At 71.1% G+C, this 17,563-nt stretch carries 9 protein-coding genes and 1 pseudogene; 5 read left to right on the plus strand and 5 right to left on the minus strand.

Annotation, left to right across the window (positions count from 1 at the left end; genetic code table 11):
* Positions 1-587: pseudogene (locus FV226_RS28480) on the minus strand (hypothetical protein); the annotation flags it as partial.
* Between the two features lie 242 nt (positions 588-829).
* On the opposite strand from FV226_RS28480, the gene FV226_RS05630 reads away from it, so the two are divergent.
* Positions 830-1,429 (plus strand): superoxide dismutase, encoded by a 600-nt coding sequence (locus FV226_RS05630; protein ID WP_147754409.1) that lies wholly within the window; start codon positions 830-832, stop codon positions 1,427-1,429.
* 60 nt (positions 1,430-1,489) lie between these two features.
* Here the strand turns inward: FV226_RS05630 and FV226_RS05635 are convergent, their stop codons facing one another.
* Positions 1,490-2,206: a TetR/AcrR family transcriptional regulator gene (locus tag FV226_RS05635; protein WP_147762123.1), complete on the minus strand. Its 717-nt coding sequence runs from the start codon at positions 2,204-2,206 to the stop codon at positions 1,490-1,492.
* Between the two features lie 168 nt (positions 2,207-2,374).
* On the opposite strand from FV226_RS05635, the gene FV226_RS05640 reads away from it, so the two are divergent.
* The 4 genes from FV226_RS05640 to murJ all read left to right on the plus strand — a co-directional run bounded on the left by FV226_RS05640 (position 2,375) and on the right by murJ (position 9,026).
* Positions 2,375-3,931, plus strand: coding sequence for an NAD(P)/FAD-dependent oxidoreductase (locus tag FV226_RS05640; protein WP_147762124.1), 1,557 nt, complete (start codon positions 2,375-2,377; stop codon positions 3,929-3,931).
* A gap of 159 nt (positions 3,932-4,090) precedes the next feature.
* Positions 4,091-4,924, plus strand: coding sequence for an SDR family NAD(P)-dependent oxidoreductase (locus FV226_RS05645; protein WP_147762125.1), 834 nt, complete (start codon positions 4,091-4,093; stop codon positions 4,922-4,924).
* 124 nt (positions 4,925-5,048) lie between these two features.
* A complete protein-coding gene (locus tag FV226_RS05650; protein WP_147762126.1) occupies positions 5,049-7,352 on the plus strand; it encodes a xanthine dehydrogenase family protein molybdopterin-binding subunit in 2,304 nt (767 codons plus the stop codon).
* Between the two features lie 144 nt (positions 7,353-7,496).
* Positions 7,497-9,026: a murein biosynthesis integral membrane protein MurJ gene (gene murJ, locus FV226_RS05655; RefSeq protein ID WP_147762127.1), complete on the plus strand. Its 1,530-nt coding sequence runs from the start codon at positions 7,497-7,499 to the stop codon at positions 9,024-9,026.
* A 63-nt stretch (positions 9,027-9,089) separates the two neighbouring features.
* On the opposite strand, the gene FV226_RS05660 is transcribed toward murJ, so the two are convergent.
* The 3 genes from FV226_RS05660 to FV226_RS05670 form a co-directional block, all read right to left on the minus strand.
* Entirely contained in the window at positions 9,090-10,586 is a 1,497-nt protein-coding gene (locus FV226_RS05660; protein WP_147762128.1) for an efflux transporter outer membrane subunit, read from the minus strand.
* A 236-nt stretch (positions 10,587-10,822) separates the two neighbouring features.
* A complete protein-coding gene (locus FV226_RS05665) occupies positions 10,823-14,134 on the minus strand; it encodes an efflux RND transporter permease subunit (protein WP_147762129.1) in 3,312 nt (1,103 codons plus the stop codon).
* A gap of 253 nt (positions 14,135-14,387) precedes the next feature.
* Complete coding sequence (locus tag FV226_RS05670; protein ID WP_147762130.1) at positions 14,388-17,519, minus strand: MdtB/MuxB family multidrug efflux RND transporter permease subunit; 3,132 nt, start codon at positions 17,517-17,519, stop codon at positions 14,388-14,390.
* Positions 17,520-17,563: the final 44 nt, after the last annotated feature.

Genomic DNA, 17,563 nt, shown 5'->3' on the forward strand with positions numbered 1-17,563 from the left:
GCCTCGGGCTCCGGCGGGGTCAGGCCGGGGAGCGGCAGTTCCGGCTCCGCCTGCGCGTCGGCTGGCGGATGCGCGATCGGGCCATGCTCGACGACCTCATGCTCAAGCGTCTCTTGCTCATGAGTTTCGTGCGCCGCGGCCGGCACGGGCTCGGGGATGGCCGGCTCGGCGTAGGCTTCCGCGAAGGCCGGGTCGGCGCGGGTCTGGCCGCCGAGGAGGCCGGCGCCGACGGCGGGGGCCACGACGCTCGGCAGCGTCGGGCGGCCGGGCGCCAGCTCGGCCGTGACGGGCGCCGCCGGAAACGGGTCGACGAGGGGCGCGGGCGCCGCCGGCGGCAGGCGCACCCCGTCCTGGATCGTGCCGACGGCGTCGACGATGCGGCGGGCGTCGAAGGCGTGGGCGACCCGGCGCAGGCCCATGGCCACCACCGCGAGCCCGGAGAGCACCGCCCCGGCCGAGGCGACGGTGGCGCCCGCGATCACCATGGAGAGGCCGCTCTCGAGGCGAACGAAGGGAAACCCCTGGATCACCGCGACGACGCCGCCGATCACCATGGCGGCACTCAGCGCGAACAGCGCAATGATCATGGAACTCTCGAAATCGGGGCTGGATACGCTAGACCCGTAGTAAGACCTTGTCGGCGTTTTGCAAAACGCAACCAAGCCCCGTCCGGCGGTCCAGCGTAGCGGTTTCCACGGACTTCGTGCCCGATCCGGCGTTGCCGCGGGAGGAAGGCCGACTTACCTACCGGGTCGTTGCCCCGTCGAGCGCGGTGCGCGGCCTCCGGTCGGACGCCCGCACCCCTGCGTTCGACAAGACGGAGAATCCCATGACCTTCACCCTGCCGGAACTGCCCTACGCCTACGACGCGCTGGCCCCTTACATGTCGAAGGAAACCCTCGAGTTCCACCACGACAAGCACCACAAGGCCTACGTCGACACCGGCAACAAGCTGCTCGAAGGCACCGGTCTCGAGGGCAAGAGCGTCGAGGAGATCGTCAAGGCGTCCTACGGCAACAACCAGCCGCTGTTCAACAACGCCGGCCAGCACTTCAACCACCTGCACTTCTGGCAGTGGATGAAGCCCAACGGCGGCGGCGCGATCCCGGGCACCCTCGCCAAGAAGATCGACGAGGACCTCGGCGGTGCGGAGAAGTTCAAGGCGGACTTCATCCAGGCAGGCATCGGCCAGTTCGGCTCGGGCTGGGCGTGGCTCGCGGTCAAGGACGGCAAGCTCGCGATCATGAAGACCCCGAACGGCGAGAACCCGCTGGTGCACGGCGCCAAGCCGATCCTCGGCTGCGACGTGTGGGAGCACTCCTACTACATCGACTACCGCAACCGTCGCCCCGACTACCTCAAGGCGTTCCTCGAGAACCTCGTGAACTGGGAGCACGTGGAGAAGATGTACGCCGAGGCGACCGCCTGAGGCGTCGCGACATCGCCCTCCCCCCGGGGGAGGGCGGCTTTCGTCGCGGCCGATGCGCGCTCAGCCCAGCTCCGCCGCGGCGAGCCCGGCCTCGGTCAGGTAGGGCCGGAACAGGCTCGCCACCTGGGCCGCACCCCAGTCCAGGTGCTCGCGCCGAACCTCGTCGAGGCCGCGGCGCGAACGCAGGTAGTCGATCCAGTAGGTCGAGACGATCCAGGCGTTGACGATCAGGTGCTCGGTCTCGGCGGTGCCTGCGCTGAGCAGCCCCGCCGCCTTCATGCCTGCTAGCGCCTGCCGGACGTGGTCCTGGCCGGCGTCGCTCAGGCTCTTCAGCCGCGGCCGCAGGGACGGGGCGAGGCGGAAGATCGTGCCGCCGTCGCGGTAGAAGAAGCGCCACTCCCACATCAGCGTGAACCAGCCGGCGAGGTAGGGGGCGTAGCGCGCCCGACCGTCCGCCGTGGCGTGGGCGGTGGCCACCGCCTCCAGCCGGCGCTCGAAGTCGGAGAACAGCGCCTCCAGGATCTGCTCCTTGCGCTGGAAGTGATAGTACAGGTTGCCCTCGTTGATGCCGACTGCGGCGGCGATTTCGGCGGTGGTGACCGCGGCAGGCCCGCGCTCGTTGAACAGGTCGCGGCACGTCGCGAGTACGCGCGCGCGCGTGCCGGTCCGCTTCGGTGCGCCTTCGGCCGTTTCACCGGCCGGCGCCTTGCCGCGCGTGACGGGGCGAGCCGCGTCTCCCGGTTCCTGCGCTGTTTGATCCGACCTGCGACGCTTCATTCGACCTGCCTGCCACGGGCGGTGGACCCGCCCGCGGTCCCGCGCGGCCCGGCCGCGTTCGGCCCCGTCACCGGCACCAAGGGCGTTTTACGGCGCCCGCCCGTTGACGTCCATAAGGTGTTCACCTTAAATACAAGCACAGAGAGAAACCGCCGGAGCCGAGACGCCATGAATGACGCCGCCGACGATGCTGCGCCCACCAAAGCGGCTGCGCCTGCCAAGATCGGTTTTGCTGCGGCGGCCGGGCGTGAGGTCCGGCATGTCGACGTGCTGGTGGTGGGTGCCGGCCTCTCGGGCATCGTCATGGGGCACTACCTCCAGACCGAGTGCCCGCAGAAGACCTACGCGATCCTTGAGGCCCGCGACGCGATCGGCGGCACCTGGGACCTGTTCCGATATCCCGGGCTGCGCTCGGATTCCGACCTCTACACCTTCGGCTTCAGCTTCCGCCCCTGGCGCAGCGACAAGGCGATCGCCGATGGCGCCTCGATCCTGGCCTACGTGCGCGAGACCGCGACGGCCGAGGGCATCGACCGACATATCCGCTTCGGCACCCGGGTCGTGCGGGCGGCCTGGGATTCGGCCGCCGCGTTGTGGACGCTGGACGCCGAGGTCGGCGCGGCGGCCGAGCCGGTGCGCTACACCTGCCGGATGCTGTCGGTGTGCGCCGGCTACTATGCGTACGATCACGGCTACAGCCCGGACTTCCCCGGCCGCGAGCGCTTCGCGGGGCCGGTGGTGCACCCGCAGGCCTGGCCCGAGGACCTGTCCTGGGCGGACAAGCGCGTGGTGGTGATCGGCTCGGGCGCGACCGCGGTGACGTTGGTGCCGGCGATGGCCGAGACCGCGCGGCACGTCACGATGCTGCAGCGCTCGCCGACCTACGTCGTCGCCCTGCCGAGCCGGGACAAGATCGCCGATTGGCTGCGCCAAAAGCTGCCGGCCGGCCTCGCCCACCGGCTGACGCGGGCCAAGAACGTGGCGCTGGGGATTGTCTTCTACCAGTTCGCACGCAGGAAGCCGCAGGCGATGACCCAGCGCATCCTCGACGCCGTGCGCGCGCAGCTCGGCCCCGACTACGATGTCGGCAAGCATTTCACCCCGAGCTACAAGCCCTGGGACCAGCGCCTCTGCCTCGTGCCGGACGGCGACTTGTTCAAGGCGATCCGCTCCGGCGCCGCCTCGGTCGAGACCGACACGATCGCGAGCTTCACCGAGGACGGGGTCCGGCTCGCCTCCGGCAAGACGCTGCCGGCCGACATCGTCGTCACCGCCACGGGCCTGCGGATGAAGCTGCTGGGCGGCATGACGCTCACCGTCGACGGCCGTGCGGTCGAGCCGGAAGACACGTTCCTGTACAAGGGCATGATGCTGTCCGGCGTGCCGAACTTCGCGGTGACGATCGGCTACACCAACGCCTCGTGGACCCTGAAGAGCGAGCTCACCGCGCGCTATCTTTGCCGGCTCATCAAGCACATGGACACGAACGGTTTTTCGCGCTGCGAGCCGCTGGCCGATGCCGCCCGGCTCAACGCGACGCCGACCCTGCCGCTCACCTCCGGCTATGTCACCCGCGCCGCGCACCTGCTGCCGAAGCAGGCCGACACCAAGCCGTGGAAGCTGCACCAGAACTACATCCTCGACACCGCAGCCCTGAAGTTCGGCCGCCTCGACGACGGCACGATGCGGTTTTCGCGCAGCGAACCGGCCAAGCGCGCGGCGTAGGATTCTCACTGGGGCGGGATGGCGCCGACCGGCCCCCTCTCCCGTCCGGGAGAGGGGACCCGTGCGTCTTCGGTTTTCCGACATCGCAAGCGTCAAAGCGGATGACCGGGCGATCACGACACCGACGCCACGGCATCGAAACGAAGGGAAAGGCCCCCCATGCCGAACTGGAACCTCGAGAACCGCACGGCCGTCGTCACCGGGGCGGCGAGCGGCATCGGCCGGGCGTTGGCAGTGGGGCTCGCCGCCCGCGGTTGCAACCTGGCGCTGGCCGACCGCAACGTCGCCGGGCTGGAGGAGACCGAGCGGATGATCGCGACGAACCGCGTCCGCATCAGCCGGCACGCGCTGGACGTCGCAGACCGCGAGGCCGTCGCCGCGCTGCCGGCAGTGGTTGAGGCGGCCCATGGCGGACTCGACCTGCTGGTCAACAACGCCGGCGTGGCGGTCGGCGGCACTTTCGACGACGTGACGGAAGCCGACTTCGAATGGCTGTTCGAGATCAACTTCTGGGGCGTGGTCCGCATGACCCGCGCCTTCCTGCCGCTGCTGCGCGCGCAGCCCGAGGCGCGGATCGTCAACCTGTCGAGCCTCTACGGGCTGATCGCGCCGCCGGGCCAGACCGCCTACGCGGCGAGCAAGTTCGCAGTGCGCGGCTTCTCGCAGGCGCTTGCCCACGAGCTCGCCGGCAGCTCGGTCGGCGTCACGGTGGTGCATCCGGGCGGCGTCGCCACCTCGGTGGCCGACAGCGCGCGCCTGCCCGCGCACATGGCTCCGGAGGAGGCCGCCCGGGGCCGTGCCGCTGCCAACAGCCTGCTCAAGCTGCCGCCGGAACGGGCCGCCGCGATCATCCTGGCGGCGGTGGAGCGCCGGCAGGGCCGGGTGCTCGTCGGCACGGACGCGAAGCTGGTCGCGCTGATCGAGCGCCTCGTTCCGGTCTCGTACTGGAGCCTCATCCAGAAGCTGATCCCGCGCGGCCGCGCCGCGACCTGAGCGCGGATCGCCGCGGGCCGGCCCCAAGACCTTGCCGCCGGGAGAGCGTGGCACACCTCCATTCGACCGGTCCCGGACCGAAGCGAAATACCGGCCTCGGACCGATGGGAAGTGGAGCGCGCCGATGGACCACCCGATCGCCGACCCGGCCAAAACCGGTGCCGAGGAAGGCCTGCTCGGACGCTCGCAGGTTCGGGTCGACGGCCCGGCCAAGGTGACGGGCCGGGCGCGGTTCTCCTCCGACGTCCCGCTGAAGGGGTGCGGGCACGCGGCGCTCGTCACCAGCACGATCGTGCGCGGGCGCATCCGCGGCTTCGACCTCTCCGCGGCCATGGCGACGCCCGGGTGCCTGCGCGTCTTCACCCATCGCGACCTCGCCGGCCGGATCGCGCCGGTGAAGCACCTGATGGCCGGCGGCTACGCCAACAGCGCGCACCTTCCCCTCGGCTCCGATGAGGTCGCCTATGCCGGCCAGATCGTTGCCCTCGTCGTGGCCGAGACGCAGGAGGCGGCGACGGCGGCCGCCGCCCGCGTCCGCGTCGCGTACGCGGAGGCGCCGTTCGCCGCCACCTTCGACGAGGCCGGCGCCGAGACCGTCCGGCTGGCCGACCTGAAGCCCGAGCACGCGGATCCGGGCCGCGGCGACGCCGACGCCGCCCTGGCGCGGGCAGAAGTGCGGATCGCCGCCCGCTACGAGACGCCCACGCAGCACCACAACCCGATGGAGCTGTTCACCACCGCCTGTTTCTGGGAGGGCCGGCGGCTCACCGTGCACGAGCCGTCCCGCTACGTCGGCGCGCTGCAGCACGGGCTCGCCGCGCAGCTCGGCCTCGCGCCAGAGGACGTCCGCGTCATATCGGGGCCGATCGGCGGCCATTTCGGCTCGAAGCTCGCTCTTTCGCAGTACACGGCCCTGGTGGCGCTTGCCGCCCGCGACCTCGGCCGCCCGGTGTCCCTGGTGCCGACCCGGAGGCAGGGCTTCACCATCGCGAACCACCGCCCGGAGACCCGCCACGACATCCGCCTCGGCGCCGACCGCGGCGGCCGCCTCACCGCCCTGGTCCACGAGGCGACGATGACGACCTCGCGCTTCGACGCCTTCGCGATGGAGGGCACCGACGTGACCGCGAGCCTCTACGCCTGCCCCGACATCCGCACCGACGAGCGCGCCGTGCGGGTCGACCGCAACACGCCCGGCCCGATGCGGGCTCCCCCCGAGGTGCCCTACCTCTTCGCCCTGGAAAGCGCGGTCGACGAGATGGCTTGGACCCTCGGCCTCGATCCGATCGAGCTCCGGCGGCGCAACGACACCCCGACCGACCCGGTCTCGGGCAAGCCGTTCTCGTCGCGCCCGCTGATGGCCTGCTTCGATGCGGGGGCTGCCGCGTTCGGCTGGGCGCGCCGCGACCCGCGGCCCGGCGCGATGCGCGACGACCGTCTCCCGGACGGTCCGTGGCGGGTCGGCCTCGGCTGCGCGACCTCGGTGCGGCCGGTGAAGATCGCCGCCGCGACCATGCGCGTCGCGCTTGCCGCCGACGGCCGGGTCGCGGTCGAGACCGCCCACCACGAGATCGGCAACGGCATCACAACGCTGCTGGCGATGGCCGCCGCCGACGGGCTCGGCGTGCCGATGGCGGCCGTGACGGTGCGGCTCGGCGACACGGCGCTGCCGCCGGCCGGCATCTCGGGCGGCTCCTCGACCACCACGAGCCTGCTCAACACCCTGGCGCTCGCCTGCGAGCAAATCCGCGCGCGTCTGGTCGCCGCCTGCACCGCCGCCGACGGGCCGCTGGCCGGGGCCGACCCCGCGCGCCTGCGCCTCGTCGGCGGGCGGCTGGCGCAGGCCGACGGGGGCGGCGTGCCGCTCGGCGAGGCGGTCGCCCGCCTCGACTCCGCCGGCATCGAGACCCTGGCCGAGTTCGTCCCCGAGGACGGCAGCGCCAAGAGCCTCGAGGCCCTGCGCGCCGGGCACATCAACCTCGCCAGCGGCGGCGACCACCTGTCCTGGGCCTTCGGCGCGCAGTTCGCCGAGGTGCGCGTCCACGCCGAAACCGGGGAGATCCGCGTGCCGCGCCTGCTCGGGGCGTTCGCGGCCGGGCGCATCCTCAACCCGCTCACCGCCCGCAGCCAGCTCGCTGGCGGCATGATCTGGGGCCTCGGCTCGGCGCTGCTGGAGGAGACGGTCCTCGACCGCGGCCATTACCGCAACGCGGACCTCGCCGAATACCTCGTCGCCACCGCGGCCGACACGCCCGAGATCGAGGTCCTGTTCGTCCCCGACCCGGACGCAAAGGTGAATCCGCTCGGCCTGAAGGGACTGGGAGAACTCGGCATCATCGGCGTCAACGCGGCCATCGCCAACGCGGTCTACCACGCCACCGGCCAGCGCCACCGCCGCCTGCCGATCCGGATCGAGAGCGTGGCGTAAGCGGCTCGCGACCGCTTCCCTCGCCTGCGGCTGATCCCCCCTCGCCTGCCACCCGCTTGCGTTGCCGGTGGCCGCAACCGTAAGCCTCCGCCGGGCAGCAGGGACGGTGGGCGGCGTGACGGCACTCGCATTCGGGACGAACCGGTGATCCGCGCGATCCTCTCCGTCGGCGGCTGGACGCTGGTGTCGCGGGTCACGGGGTTCGCCCGCGACGTGGTGATGGCCGCGGTGATGGGGGCCGGGCCGATGGCCGACGCCTTCGTCGTCGCCTTCCGCCTGCCGAACCATTTCCGCGCGATCTTCGGCGAGGGCGCCTTCAACACCGCCTTCGTGCCGGCTTATGCCGGGTTGTCGGAGGCCGGGGCGGACGGCGCGGCGCAGCGCTTCGCCGACCGGATCTTCACGCTGATGCTGGCCGTGCAGGTCGTGCTGCTGGCGGTGGCGATCCCCGCGATGCCGTGGGTGGTGCGGGCGCTGGCGCCGGGCTTCGCCGAGGACCCGCAGCGCTTCGAGCTCGCGGTGGCGCTGACGCGGATCACCTTCCCCTATCTGCTGTTCATGACCCTGGTGACGCTGCTCTCCGGCGTGCTGAACGCCCAGCGCCGCTTCGCGGTGGCGGCCGGCGCCCCGGTGCTCTTGAATCTCGCGATGTTGGCGGCGCTCAGCCTGGCCTTCCTGTTCCCCGACGCGGCGCACGCGGCCGCCTGGGGTGTCGCGGTCTCGGGCGTGCTCCAGTTCGGACTGCTGTGGTGGGGCTGCCGGCGGGCGGGCGTCGCGCCGCGGCTCAGCCGCCCCAGCTTGCGCGATCCGGCGATGCGCCGGTTCTTCGCCGTGCTCGGGCCGGCGGTGGTGGGCGCAGCCGGGTTCCAGATCGCGACGTTTGCCGACACCATCATCGCGAGCTTCCTGCCCACCGGCGCGGTCTCGGCATTGTACTACGCCGACCGGCTCTACCAGCTGCCCTTCGGCGTCATCGCCATCGCCGCCGGCACGGTGCTGCTGCCGGAGATGAGTCGACGGATCGCGGCCGGGGACGTGTCCGGCGCGCATGCCGCGCAGAACCGTGCCGCCGGGTTCTCGCTCGCGCTCTCCGCCCCGTTCACGGTGGCCTTCCTGACCCTGCCCGGCCTGACCATGGCCGCCCTGTTCCAGCGCGGCGCGTTCTCCGCGGACGACGCCGCCCGCGCGGCGTCCGTGCTCGCCGCCTACGGGCTGGCGCTGCCGGCCGTCGTGCTGGTACGCTCGGCCGTGGCGAGCTTCTACAGCCGGCAGGATACGAAGACGCCGCTCTGGGCCTCGCTCACGGCGATTGCCGTCAACGTCGTGCTGAAGCTCTGGCTCACCGGCCCCTACGGCGTCGTCGGTCTCGCGCTCGCCACCGCGATCAGCCAGTGGGTCAACCTGCTGATCCTCGTCGCCCTCGCCTGGCGCCGCGGCTGGACCGCGCCGAGCCGGACGCTGGGCCTCACCATCCTCGGCGTAGCGCTCAGCTGCGCCGCCCTCGCGCTGGTGGCGGTCTACGGGCTGCCGGTGGTGGAATCCCTCGTGCCCGCCCTGCCGCGCGGCCGCGAGGTCGCGGTGCTGGCGCTGCTCGGCGTCGCAGGCGCGGCCGTCTACGGCGGGCTGCTCGCCGGCCTGCTCCACCTGTTCGGGCTACGCCTGCGGCGGGCTTGAGCGGTTCGGCCTCTCCCTCCCCCCTTTCAGCGGGGAGGGGAACGCGTCGCGCGTGTGCGCCCCCTACTCGTCCGGGTGCACCGCGGGCGAGAGGTCGATCGGCAGGCGCGGGCCCTTCAACTCGGAATCGCTCGGCAGCGCGCGCGCATCCCAGCCGCCGCCGAGCGCCCGGATCAGGCTCACGGCGGTGGTGAAGCGCGAGAGCCGCACCTGCAGCGCGGCGACCTCGTTGTTGAGCTGCAGCGCCTGGGCGGTGACCACGGTGGTGAAGTTCTGGGTGCCGGCGCGGTACTCGTTCAGGGTGATCTCGACGGCGCGGCGGGCGAGCGTCACCGCCTCGTCCTGCGCCACCTGCTGGCGGGCGAGGATGCGGATGCCGACGAGGCCGTTCTCCACGTCGGCGAAGGCGGCGAGCACGGTCTGGCGGTAGTTCGCCACCGAAGCGTCGTAGCCGGCCCGCGCGGGGGTTAGCGCCGCCGAGCGCGCGCCTCCATCGAACAGCACCTCGCTGCCGGCCGCCGTCACCGCCCAGACCTGGTTGGCCGCCGACAGGAGGCCGGTACGGGTAAGCCCCGAAATGCCGCCCGACGCTGACAGCGTCACGCTCGGGTAGAGGGCGGCCACGGCGACGCCGATCTGCTCGCTCTGCGCCTGGACGGCGCGCTCGGCCTGGGCCACGTCCGGGCGGCGCTCCAGGAGGGACGCCGGGATGCCGACCGGCACCGCCGGCGGCACGAGGGCCAGCGGCGCCACCGCCAGCGACAGCTCCGAGGGCGGGCGGCCGATCAGCGTCGCGATCGCGTTCTCGAACTGGGCGCGGGTGAGCGTCGCTGCGATCGCCGCCGCCTGGGTGGTCTGCACCTGCGTCTGCGCGGTGATCACGTCCGAGCGCGCGGCGACGCCGGCATTGTACTGGTTCTCGGTGATCGCCACCGTGCGCTTGAAGTTCTCGACGTTGGCGTTGAGCACCCGCACCAGCGAGTCGGCGTAGCGCAGCGACAGGTAGTTGTTCGCGACCTCGGCCTGGATCGTCAGGCGGGTCAGCGCCAGCGTCGCGGCGTCGGCCTGGGCCAGCGCCGCCTCGGTCTCGATGGTCCGGCGGATGCGGCCGAACAGGTCGAGCTCCCAGCTCGCCTGTCCCTGGATCGAGACGGAGGTGCGCTCGGTGCCGACCGTGCGCGAGCGGGTGATGCTCGGGGCGCCGACGACCGTCGGGTAGAGCGCCGCCTGGGCCGACTCGACCAGCGCCCGCGCCTGCCGGAAGTTCGCCACGGATTGGCGTAAGGACTGGTTGTCGACGTCGACGAGGCGGATCAGCCGGTCGAGGGTCGGATCGCGAAAGACCCGCCACCAGTCGCCGCGCTCGGCCCCGTCGTTGGGCGCCGCCGCGCGCCAGTTCTTGCGCGATGCGACGAAGCCGGCCGAATCCTCGCGGGTGCCGCCCTGCTTGAACGCTAGCGGCGTCTCGACCGAGGGGCGCGAATAGTCCGGGCCGACGACGCAGGCGGACAGCGCCGTGGTGAGGGCGAGGAGGCTGGCCGCCCTCAGGAGGTGACGCATCGTTGGGTGCGCATCCCCTCGCCCCGCCTGCGGGGAGAGGGCCGCCTGCACCTTGGCGTGCAGGCGGCGAGCGGAAGCGACGGTGAGGGGGCCGGGAAGGACGAGGCGCTTCCATCGAAGCCCCCTCACCCTCGGCTGCCGCCTCGCCGCGCCGACGACGGGGTCGTCGCAGCCCTCTCCCCGCGCGCGGGGAGAGGGGGGTGCGCACGCCCCGTCCTGCATCGCCGGAAACCGCATCATTCCCCCGCCGGCACGGCCGCGGCTCCGCCACGGCGGCGGGCGTTCACCCGGTGCCGGAGGCGGTCGAGGCAGAGGTAGACGACGGGGGTGGTGTAGAGGGTCAGGATCTGGCTCACGATCAGGCCGCCGGCGATGGCGATGCCGAGCGGGCGGCGGAGCTCGGAGCCCTCGCCGCCGCCGAAGATCAGCGGCGCCGCGCCGAGCAGCGCCGCCAGCGTTGTCATCATGATCGGGCGGAAGCGCAAGAGGCAGGCCTCGAAGATCGCCTCGCGCGGCGCCGCCCCCCGCGTCCGCTCCGCGTCGAGGGCGAAGTCGATCATCATGATGGCGTTCTTCTTGACGATGCCGATCAGCAGGAACACCGCGATCAGGGCGACGATCGTGAACTCGGTGCCGGTCACCAGCAGGGCGAGCAGCGCGCCGATGCCCGCCGAAGGCAGCGTCGAGAGAATCGTGATCGGGTGCACGAAGCTCTCGTAGAGGATGCCGAGGATCGCGTAGACCGCCAGGATCGCGGCCAGGATCAGCAGCGGCTGGCGCGAGGCCGAGGCGATGTAGTTCTTGGCAGCGCCCGCATATTCGCCGTGGATGGTCGCCGGCAGGCGCAACTCCGACATCGCCTTGTCGATCGCGGCGGTGGCGTCCGACAGGCTCTTGCCCGGCGCCAGGTTGAACGAGATCGTCGTCGCCACGAACAGGCCCTGGTGGCTGACCTGCACCGGGGCGTTGCCGGTCTCCACCCGCGTGAAGGCCGAGAGCGGCACCATCGTCTCGACCGACGACGAGACCGGCGCGCTCGAAGACGCGCTGCCCTTCGAGGCGGCGATGGCGTTGGCGGCCGCGTTCCGGGCGGAATCAGAGGCGACCGCGGCGGCGTTGGTGCTGGCGTCGGCCGCGGCCGTCGTGGAGGGGACCGCGCTGGCGGGCGCCGCCGCCACCGTGCCGGCGACCGCGTTGGTGGTGGCCGAGCCCCGCGCCTTGCCGCCCGAGGTCGAGACGTAGAGCTGCTTGAGGGTCTCGGGGTTCTCCAGGTAGCGCGGCGCGATCTCCATCACGACGTGGTACTGGTTCAGCGGGTTGTAGATCGTCGAGACCTGGCGCTGGCCGAAGGCGTCGTAGAGGGTGTTGTCGATCTTGTCGGGCGTGATGCCGTAGCGGAAGGCGGTGGCGCGATCGATCACCAGCCGGCTCTCCAGCCCACCCTCCTGCTGGTCGGAGGTGACGTCGGCAAACGTCGGGTCCTTCTGCAGCGCCTGCACCAGCTTCGGGGCCGCCGCATAGAGTTCGGCCGCGCTGTCGCCCTGCAGGGTGTATTGATACTGGGCGAAGCTCTGGCGCCCGCCCATCTGCAGGTCCTGGCGCGGGAAGACGTAGAGCCGCGCACCGGCCACCTGCGACAGCTTCGGGCGCAGACGGTTGGCGACCTCGCTGATCGAGACCCGCTCGCCCGCGGGCTTCAGGCCGACGAAGACGTTGGCCGAGTTGGTGCCGCGCCCGCCGGTGAAGCCGACGACGCTGTCCACCGCCGGGTCCGCCTGCACGATGGCGGCGGCCTCCTTGAGCTTCTTCTCCATCGACTGGAACGAGATGCGCTGGTCGGCCTGGATGCCGCCCATCATTTGGCCGGTGTCCTGCTCGGGGAAGAAGCCTTTCGGCACGATGACGTAGAGGTAGACGTTGAGCCCGATCGTGGCGGCGAGCACGAGCAGCACCAGGCGCGGATGCGCCAGCGCGACGCGCAACGTGCGCTCGTAGGCGTTGAGCGTCCCGGTGAAGGCAACCTCCAGCCCGCGGATCAGGATGTTGGGGCGCTTGCCCGAACGATGGGTCTCGGGGCGCAGGAAGCGCGCGCACATCATCGGCGTGGTGGTGAGCGAGAGCACCAGCGAGATCAGGATCGCCAGCGACAGGGTCACGGCGAATTCCTGGAAGATCCGCCCGACCAGGCCGCCCATCAGCAGGATCGGCAGGAACACCGCGATGAGCGACAGACTCATCGAGATCACGGTGAAGCCGACCTCGCGGGCGCCGACCAAAGCCGCCTCGATGCGCGACTTGCCCATCTCGATGTGGCGCTGGACGTTCTCGAGCACGACGATGGCGTCGTCCACGACGAAGCCGGTGCCGATGATCAGCGCCATCAGCGACAGGATGTTGAGCGAGTAGCCCAGCAGGTACATCACCGAGAAGGTGCCGACGATCGAGATCGGCACCGCCACCGCCGGGATCAGCGTGGCACGCCCCGAGCGCAGGAACGCGAACACCACCAGGATGACGAGGCCGACGGCGATCAGCAGCGTCTCCTCGGTGGCGGCGAGCGACGCCCGGATCGTGGCGCTGCGGTCGCCGGTGAGCTTCACGTCGATGCCGCCCGGCAGCGCCGAGACGATCTGCGGCAGCGCCGCCTTCACCCCGTTGATGGTCTCGACGACGTTCGAGCCCGGCTGCTTGTAGACGAACAGCAGCACGCCCTGGCGCCCGTTGACCACGCCGAGGTTGCGCCGGTCCTCGACCGAGTCGATCACCTCGCCGACATCCGTGAGCTTCACCGCAGCGCCGTTGCGGTAGGCCACGACGAGGTCGCGGTAATCGGACGCCTTGCGGCCCTGGTCGTTGGCGTAGAGCTGGTAGCGGCGGTCGCCCGCCTCGATCGCGCCTTTGGGCGAGTTGGCGTTGGCCGAGGCCAGCCCCGCGCGGATGCCCTCCAGGCCGATGCCGTAGTGGAACAGGGCGGTCGGATCGAGTTCGACGCGCACCGCCGGCAGGGACGAGCCGCCGATGTCGACGTTGCCGACGCCGGGCAGCTGCGACAGCTTCTGCTGCACCACCGTGGCGCCCGCATCGTAGAGCTGGCCCGGCGTCAGCGTGTCCGAGGTCATGCCGAGGATGACGATCGGCGAGTCGGCCGGGTTGAACTTGCGGTAGGTCGGGTTCTGGCGGAGCGCCGTCGGCAGGTCGGCCCGCGCGGCGTTGATCGCCGCCTGCACGTCGCGCGCCGCACCGTCGATGTCGCGGCTGAGGCCGAACAGCAGCACGATCCGCACGCTCCCGGTGGAGCTCGTCGAGGACATCTCGTTGACGTCTGCGATGGCGCCCAGCCGCCGCTCCAGGGGGGCGGCGACGGTCACCGCCATGGTCTCGGGGCTCGCGCCGGGCATCTGCGCCTGGACGAGGATCACCGGAAAATCCACCTGCGGCAGCGGCGCCACCGGCAGCTTCAGGAACGCGAAGATCCCGGCCAGCAGCACGCCGACCGTCAGCAGCGTCGTCGCGACGGGGCGCCGGATGAAGGGCTCGGAGATGTTCATGGGCGGAGGCCCGCGCGGCGTGCGCCGCGGTCCCCCTCTCCGCGCGTGCGGGGAGAGGTCCGCATGCACCTTGTCGTGCATGCGGGGAGCGCAGGCGAAGCCGAAGCGAAGGTGAGGGGGCGTTCACGGACGAAGCTCATCCCGCGAAGCCCCCTCACCTTCGGCTGCCGCCTCGCTTTGCCGACGACAAGGTCGGCAAAGCCCTCTCCCCGCACGCGGGGAGAGGGGATGCGTCGAACCCTTGCGATATCCCTCACGGCAGCGCCTCGCCCGCCGGGAGGTCCGGCTCGGGCTCGCGGCGGCCGGTGATGCGGCGTTCCAGGCGGTCGAAGAACAGGTAGATCACCGGCGTCGTGAACAGCGTCAGCACCTGGCTGACGATGAGCCCGCCGGCGATGACGATGCCGAGCGGCTGGCGCAGCTCCGAGCCGACGCCGGTGCCGGCGATCAGCGGGATCGCCGCGAACAGGGCGGCGAGCGTCGTCATCAGGATCGGGCGGAAGCGCAGCAGGCAGGCCTCGTAGATCGCGTCGCGCGGGGCCATGCCCTCCTCGCGCTCGGCCTGGAGCGCGAAGTCGATCATCATGATCGCGTTCTTCTTCACGATGCCGATCAGGAGCACGATGCCGATGATCGCGATGATGTCGAGGGAGAGCCCGAAGATCATCAACCCGAGGAGCGCGCCGATCCCCGCCGAGGGCAGCGTCGAGAGGATGGTGATCGGGTGGATGAAGCTCTCGTAGAGCACGCCGAGCACGATGTAGACGGTGACGATCGCCGCCATCACCAGGAACAGCTCGTTGCCGAGCGCCGACTGGAAGGCGAAGACCGACCCCTGCGGCACCACGCGAAAGCTCGGCGGCAGGTCGATGCTTTTTCGCGCCTCCTCCACCGCGTCGACGGCCTGGCCGAGCGCCGCGCCCGGCGCGAGGTTGAACGACACGGTGGTGGCCGGGAACTGGCCGAGATGGGAGATCAGCAGCGGCGCCCGGCGCTCGCTGATCCGGGCGACCGCCGAGAGCGGCACCTGCCCGCTGGTCGCAGTGGAGGAGGGCAGGTAGATCGCGTCGAGGCTGGCGATGGTCCTGTGCAGGTCCGGGTCGGCCTCCAGGATCACCCGGTACTGGTTCGACTGGGTGAAGATCGTCGAGATGATGCGCTGGCCGAAGGCGTCGTAGAGCGCGTTGTCGATGGTGGCGGGCGTGATGCCGTAGCGCCCCGCCGTCGGGCGGTCGATCGTCACGAAGGCCGCCAGCCCCTGGCCCTGGTGGTCGCTGGCCACGTCCGCCACTACCGGCGACTTCGACAGCGCGTCGGTGAAGCGCGGCACCCAGGTCTCGAAATCCTCGAGGTTCGGGGTCTCCAGGATCACCTGGTACTGCGTCGCCGAGACGGCGGTGTCGATCGTCAGGTCCTGCACCGGCTGCATGTAGAGGCGCAGGCCCGCGACATCCGCGGTGGCCGCCTGGATGCGGCGGATGATGGCGCCGGCCCGCTCGGTCCGCTCGGCCTGCGGCTTCAGGTTGATCAGGAACCTCCCTGAATTCAGCGTCACGTTCTGGCCGTCGACGCCGATGAACGAGGACAGGTTGGCGACGTCCGGGTCCTTGAGGATCAGGCTCGCGATGCGTTGCTGCCGCTCGGCCATGGCCGCGTAGGAGAGGGTCTGGTCGCCTTGCGTGATCCCCTGGATCACGCCGGTGTCCTGCACCGGGAAGAACCCCTTGGGGATCGTCACGAACAGGAACGCGGTGAGCGCGACGGTCGCGAGGGTGACGAGCAGCGTCACGCCCTGGTGGTCGAGCACCACCCGCAGCGCCCGGCCGTAGGCCGCGATGGTGCCTTCGGTGGCGCGCCGGCCCATCCGCCCGAGGACGCCCTCGCGGCGGCGGCTCTCGGCGTGCGGCACGTGCTTCAGCAGGCGCGCGCACAGCATCGGCACCAGCGTCAGCGACACCACCGCCGAGATGATGATGGTGGCAGCCAGCGTGATCGCGAATTCGTGGAACAGGCGCCCGACCACGTCGCCCATGAACAGCAGCGGGATCAGCACCGCGATCAGCGAGACGGTGAGCGAGATGATGGTGAAACCGATCTCGCGGCTGCCCTTGAGCGCGGCCTCGAGCGGCGAATCTCCGTCCTCGACGTGGCGGGCGATGTTCTCGATCACCACGATGGCGTCGTCGACGACGAAGCCGGTGGCGATGGTGAGCGCCATCAGCGACAGGTTGTCGAGGGAGAAGCCGTAGAGGTCCATCACCGAGAGCGCGCCGATCAGCGACAGCGGCACCGACAGGCTCGGGATCAGTGTCGCCGACAGGCTGCGCAGGAACAGGAAGATCACCAGCACCACGAGGGCGATGGCGAGGCCGAGCTCGAACTGCACGTCCTCGACGGACGCCCGGATCGTCACCGTGCGGTCGGTGAGGAGGCTGACCTGGATCGCGCCCGGCAGGGTGCCCTGGAGCTGCGGTAGCAGCGCCTTGATCTTTTCGACCGTCGCGATGACGTTGGCGCCGGGCTGGCGCTGGATGTTGAGGATGATCGCCGGCGTCTCGTCGGCCCAGGCGCCGAGCTTGGTGTTTTCCGGCCCCTGCACCACGTCGGCCACGTCCGACATCTTCACCGGCGCGCCGTTCTTGTAGGCGATGATCGCGTCGTCGTAGGCCTTCGGGTCCTGGATCTGGTCGTTGGCGTTGATCGCGTAGGACTGCTTCGGGCCGTCGATGGTGCCCTTCGGCGTGTTGACGTTGAGGTTGGTGATGGTGGTGCGCAGGTCGTCGATGTTCAGGCCGTAGGCCGCGAGCGCCCGCGCGTTGAACCGCACCCGCACCGCCGGCCGCTGGCCGCCGGAGATGCTCACCAGGCCGACGCCGGCCACTTGGCTGATCTTCTGGGCGAGCCGCGTCTCGGCGAGGTCCCGCACCTGCGTCAGCGGCAGGGTCTTGGAGGTGAGCGCCAGCGTGATCACCGGCGCGTCGGCCGGGTTGACCTTGGCGTAGATCGGCGGCGCCGGAAGGTCGGACGGCAGCAGGTTGCCGGCGGCGTTGATCGCCGCCTGGACCTGCTGCTCGGCGATGTCGAGCGGCAGGTCCAGGTTGAACTGCAAGGTCACGACCGAGGCGCCGGCCGAAGACTGCGAAGTCATCTGGTTGAGGTTGGCCAGCTGTCCGAACTGCCGCTCCAGCGGCGCGGTGACGGCCGAGGTCATCACCTCGGGGCTGGCGCCGGGATAGAACGTCTGCACCTGGATCGTCGGGTAGTCGACCGACGGCAGCGCCGAGACCGGCAGGTTCAGGTACGACACCCCGCCCACGATCAGGATCGCCAGCATCAGCAGCGTGGTCGCGACCGGGCGGAGGATGAAGAGGCGGGAGGGGTTCATACCGGCCGCGCACTCTCGGACAGGCGGAGGCGATCACTGCGGCG

The sequence above is a fragment of the Methylobacterium sp. WL12 genome, assembly GCF_008039475.1.
Classification (GTDB): Bacteria; Pseudomonadota; Alphaproteobacteria; order Rhizobiales; family Beijerinckiaceae; genus Methylobacterium; species Methylobacterium cerastii.

What these genes read in the sequence shown, in the direction of transcription:
- FV226_RS05630 (WP_147754409.1), top strand. Translation starts at nt 830, where the DNA reads ATGACCTTCACCCTGCCGGAACTGCCCTACGCCTACGACGCGCTGGCC.
- FV226_RS05635 (WP_147762123.1), bottom strand. Translation starts at nt 2,206, where the DNA reads ATGAAGCGTCGCAGGTCGGATCAAACAGCGCAGGAACCGGGAGACGCG.
- FV226_RS05640 (WP_147762124.1), top strand. Translation starts at nt 2,375, where the DNA reads ATGAATGACGCCGCCGACGATGCTGCGCCCACCAAAGCGGCTGCGCCT.
- FV226_RS05645 (WP_147762125.1), top strand. Translation starts at nt 4,091, where the DNA reads ATGCCGAACTGGAACCTCGAGAACCGCACGGCCGTCGTCACCGGGGCG.
- FV226_RS05650 (WP_147762126.1), top strand. Translation starts at nt 5,049, where the DNA reads ATGGACCACCCGATCGCCGACCCGGCCAAAACCGGTGCCGAGGAAGGC.
- FV226_RS05660 (WP_147762128.1), bottom strand. Translation starts at nt 10,586, where the DNA reads ATGCGTCACCTCCTGAGGGCGGCCAGCCTCCTCGCCCTCACCACGGCG.
- FV226_RS05665 (WP_147762129.1), bottom strand. Translation starts at nt 14,134, where the DNA reads ATGAACATCTCCGAGCCCTTCATCCGGCGCCCCGTCGCGACGACGCTG.
- FV226_RS05670 (WP_147762130.1), bottom strand. Translation starts at nt 17,519, where the DNA reads ATGAACCCCTCCCGCCTCTTCATCCTCCGCCCGGTCGCGACCACGCTG.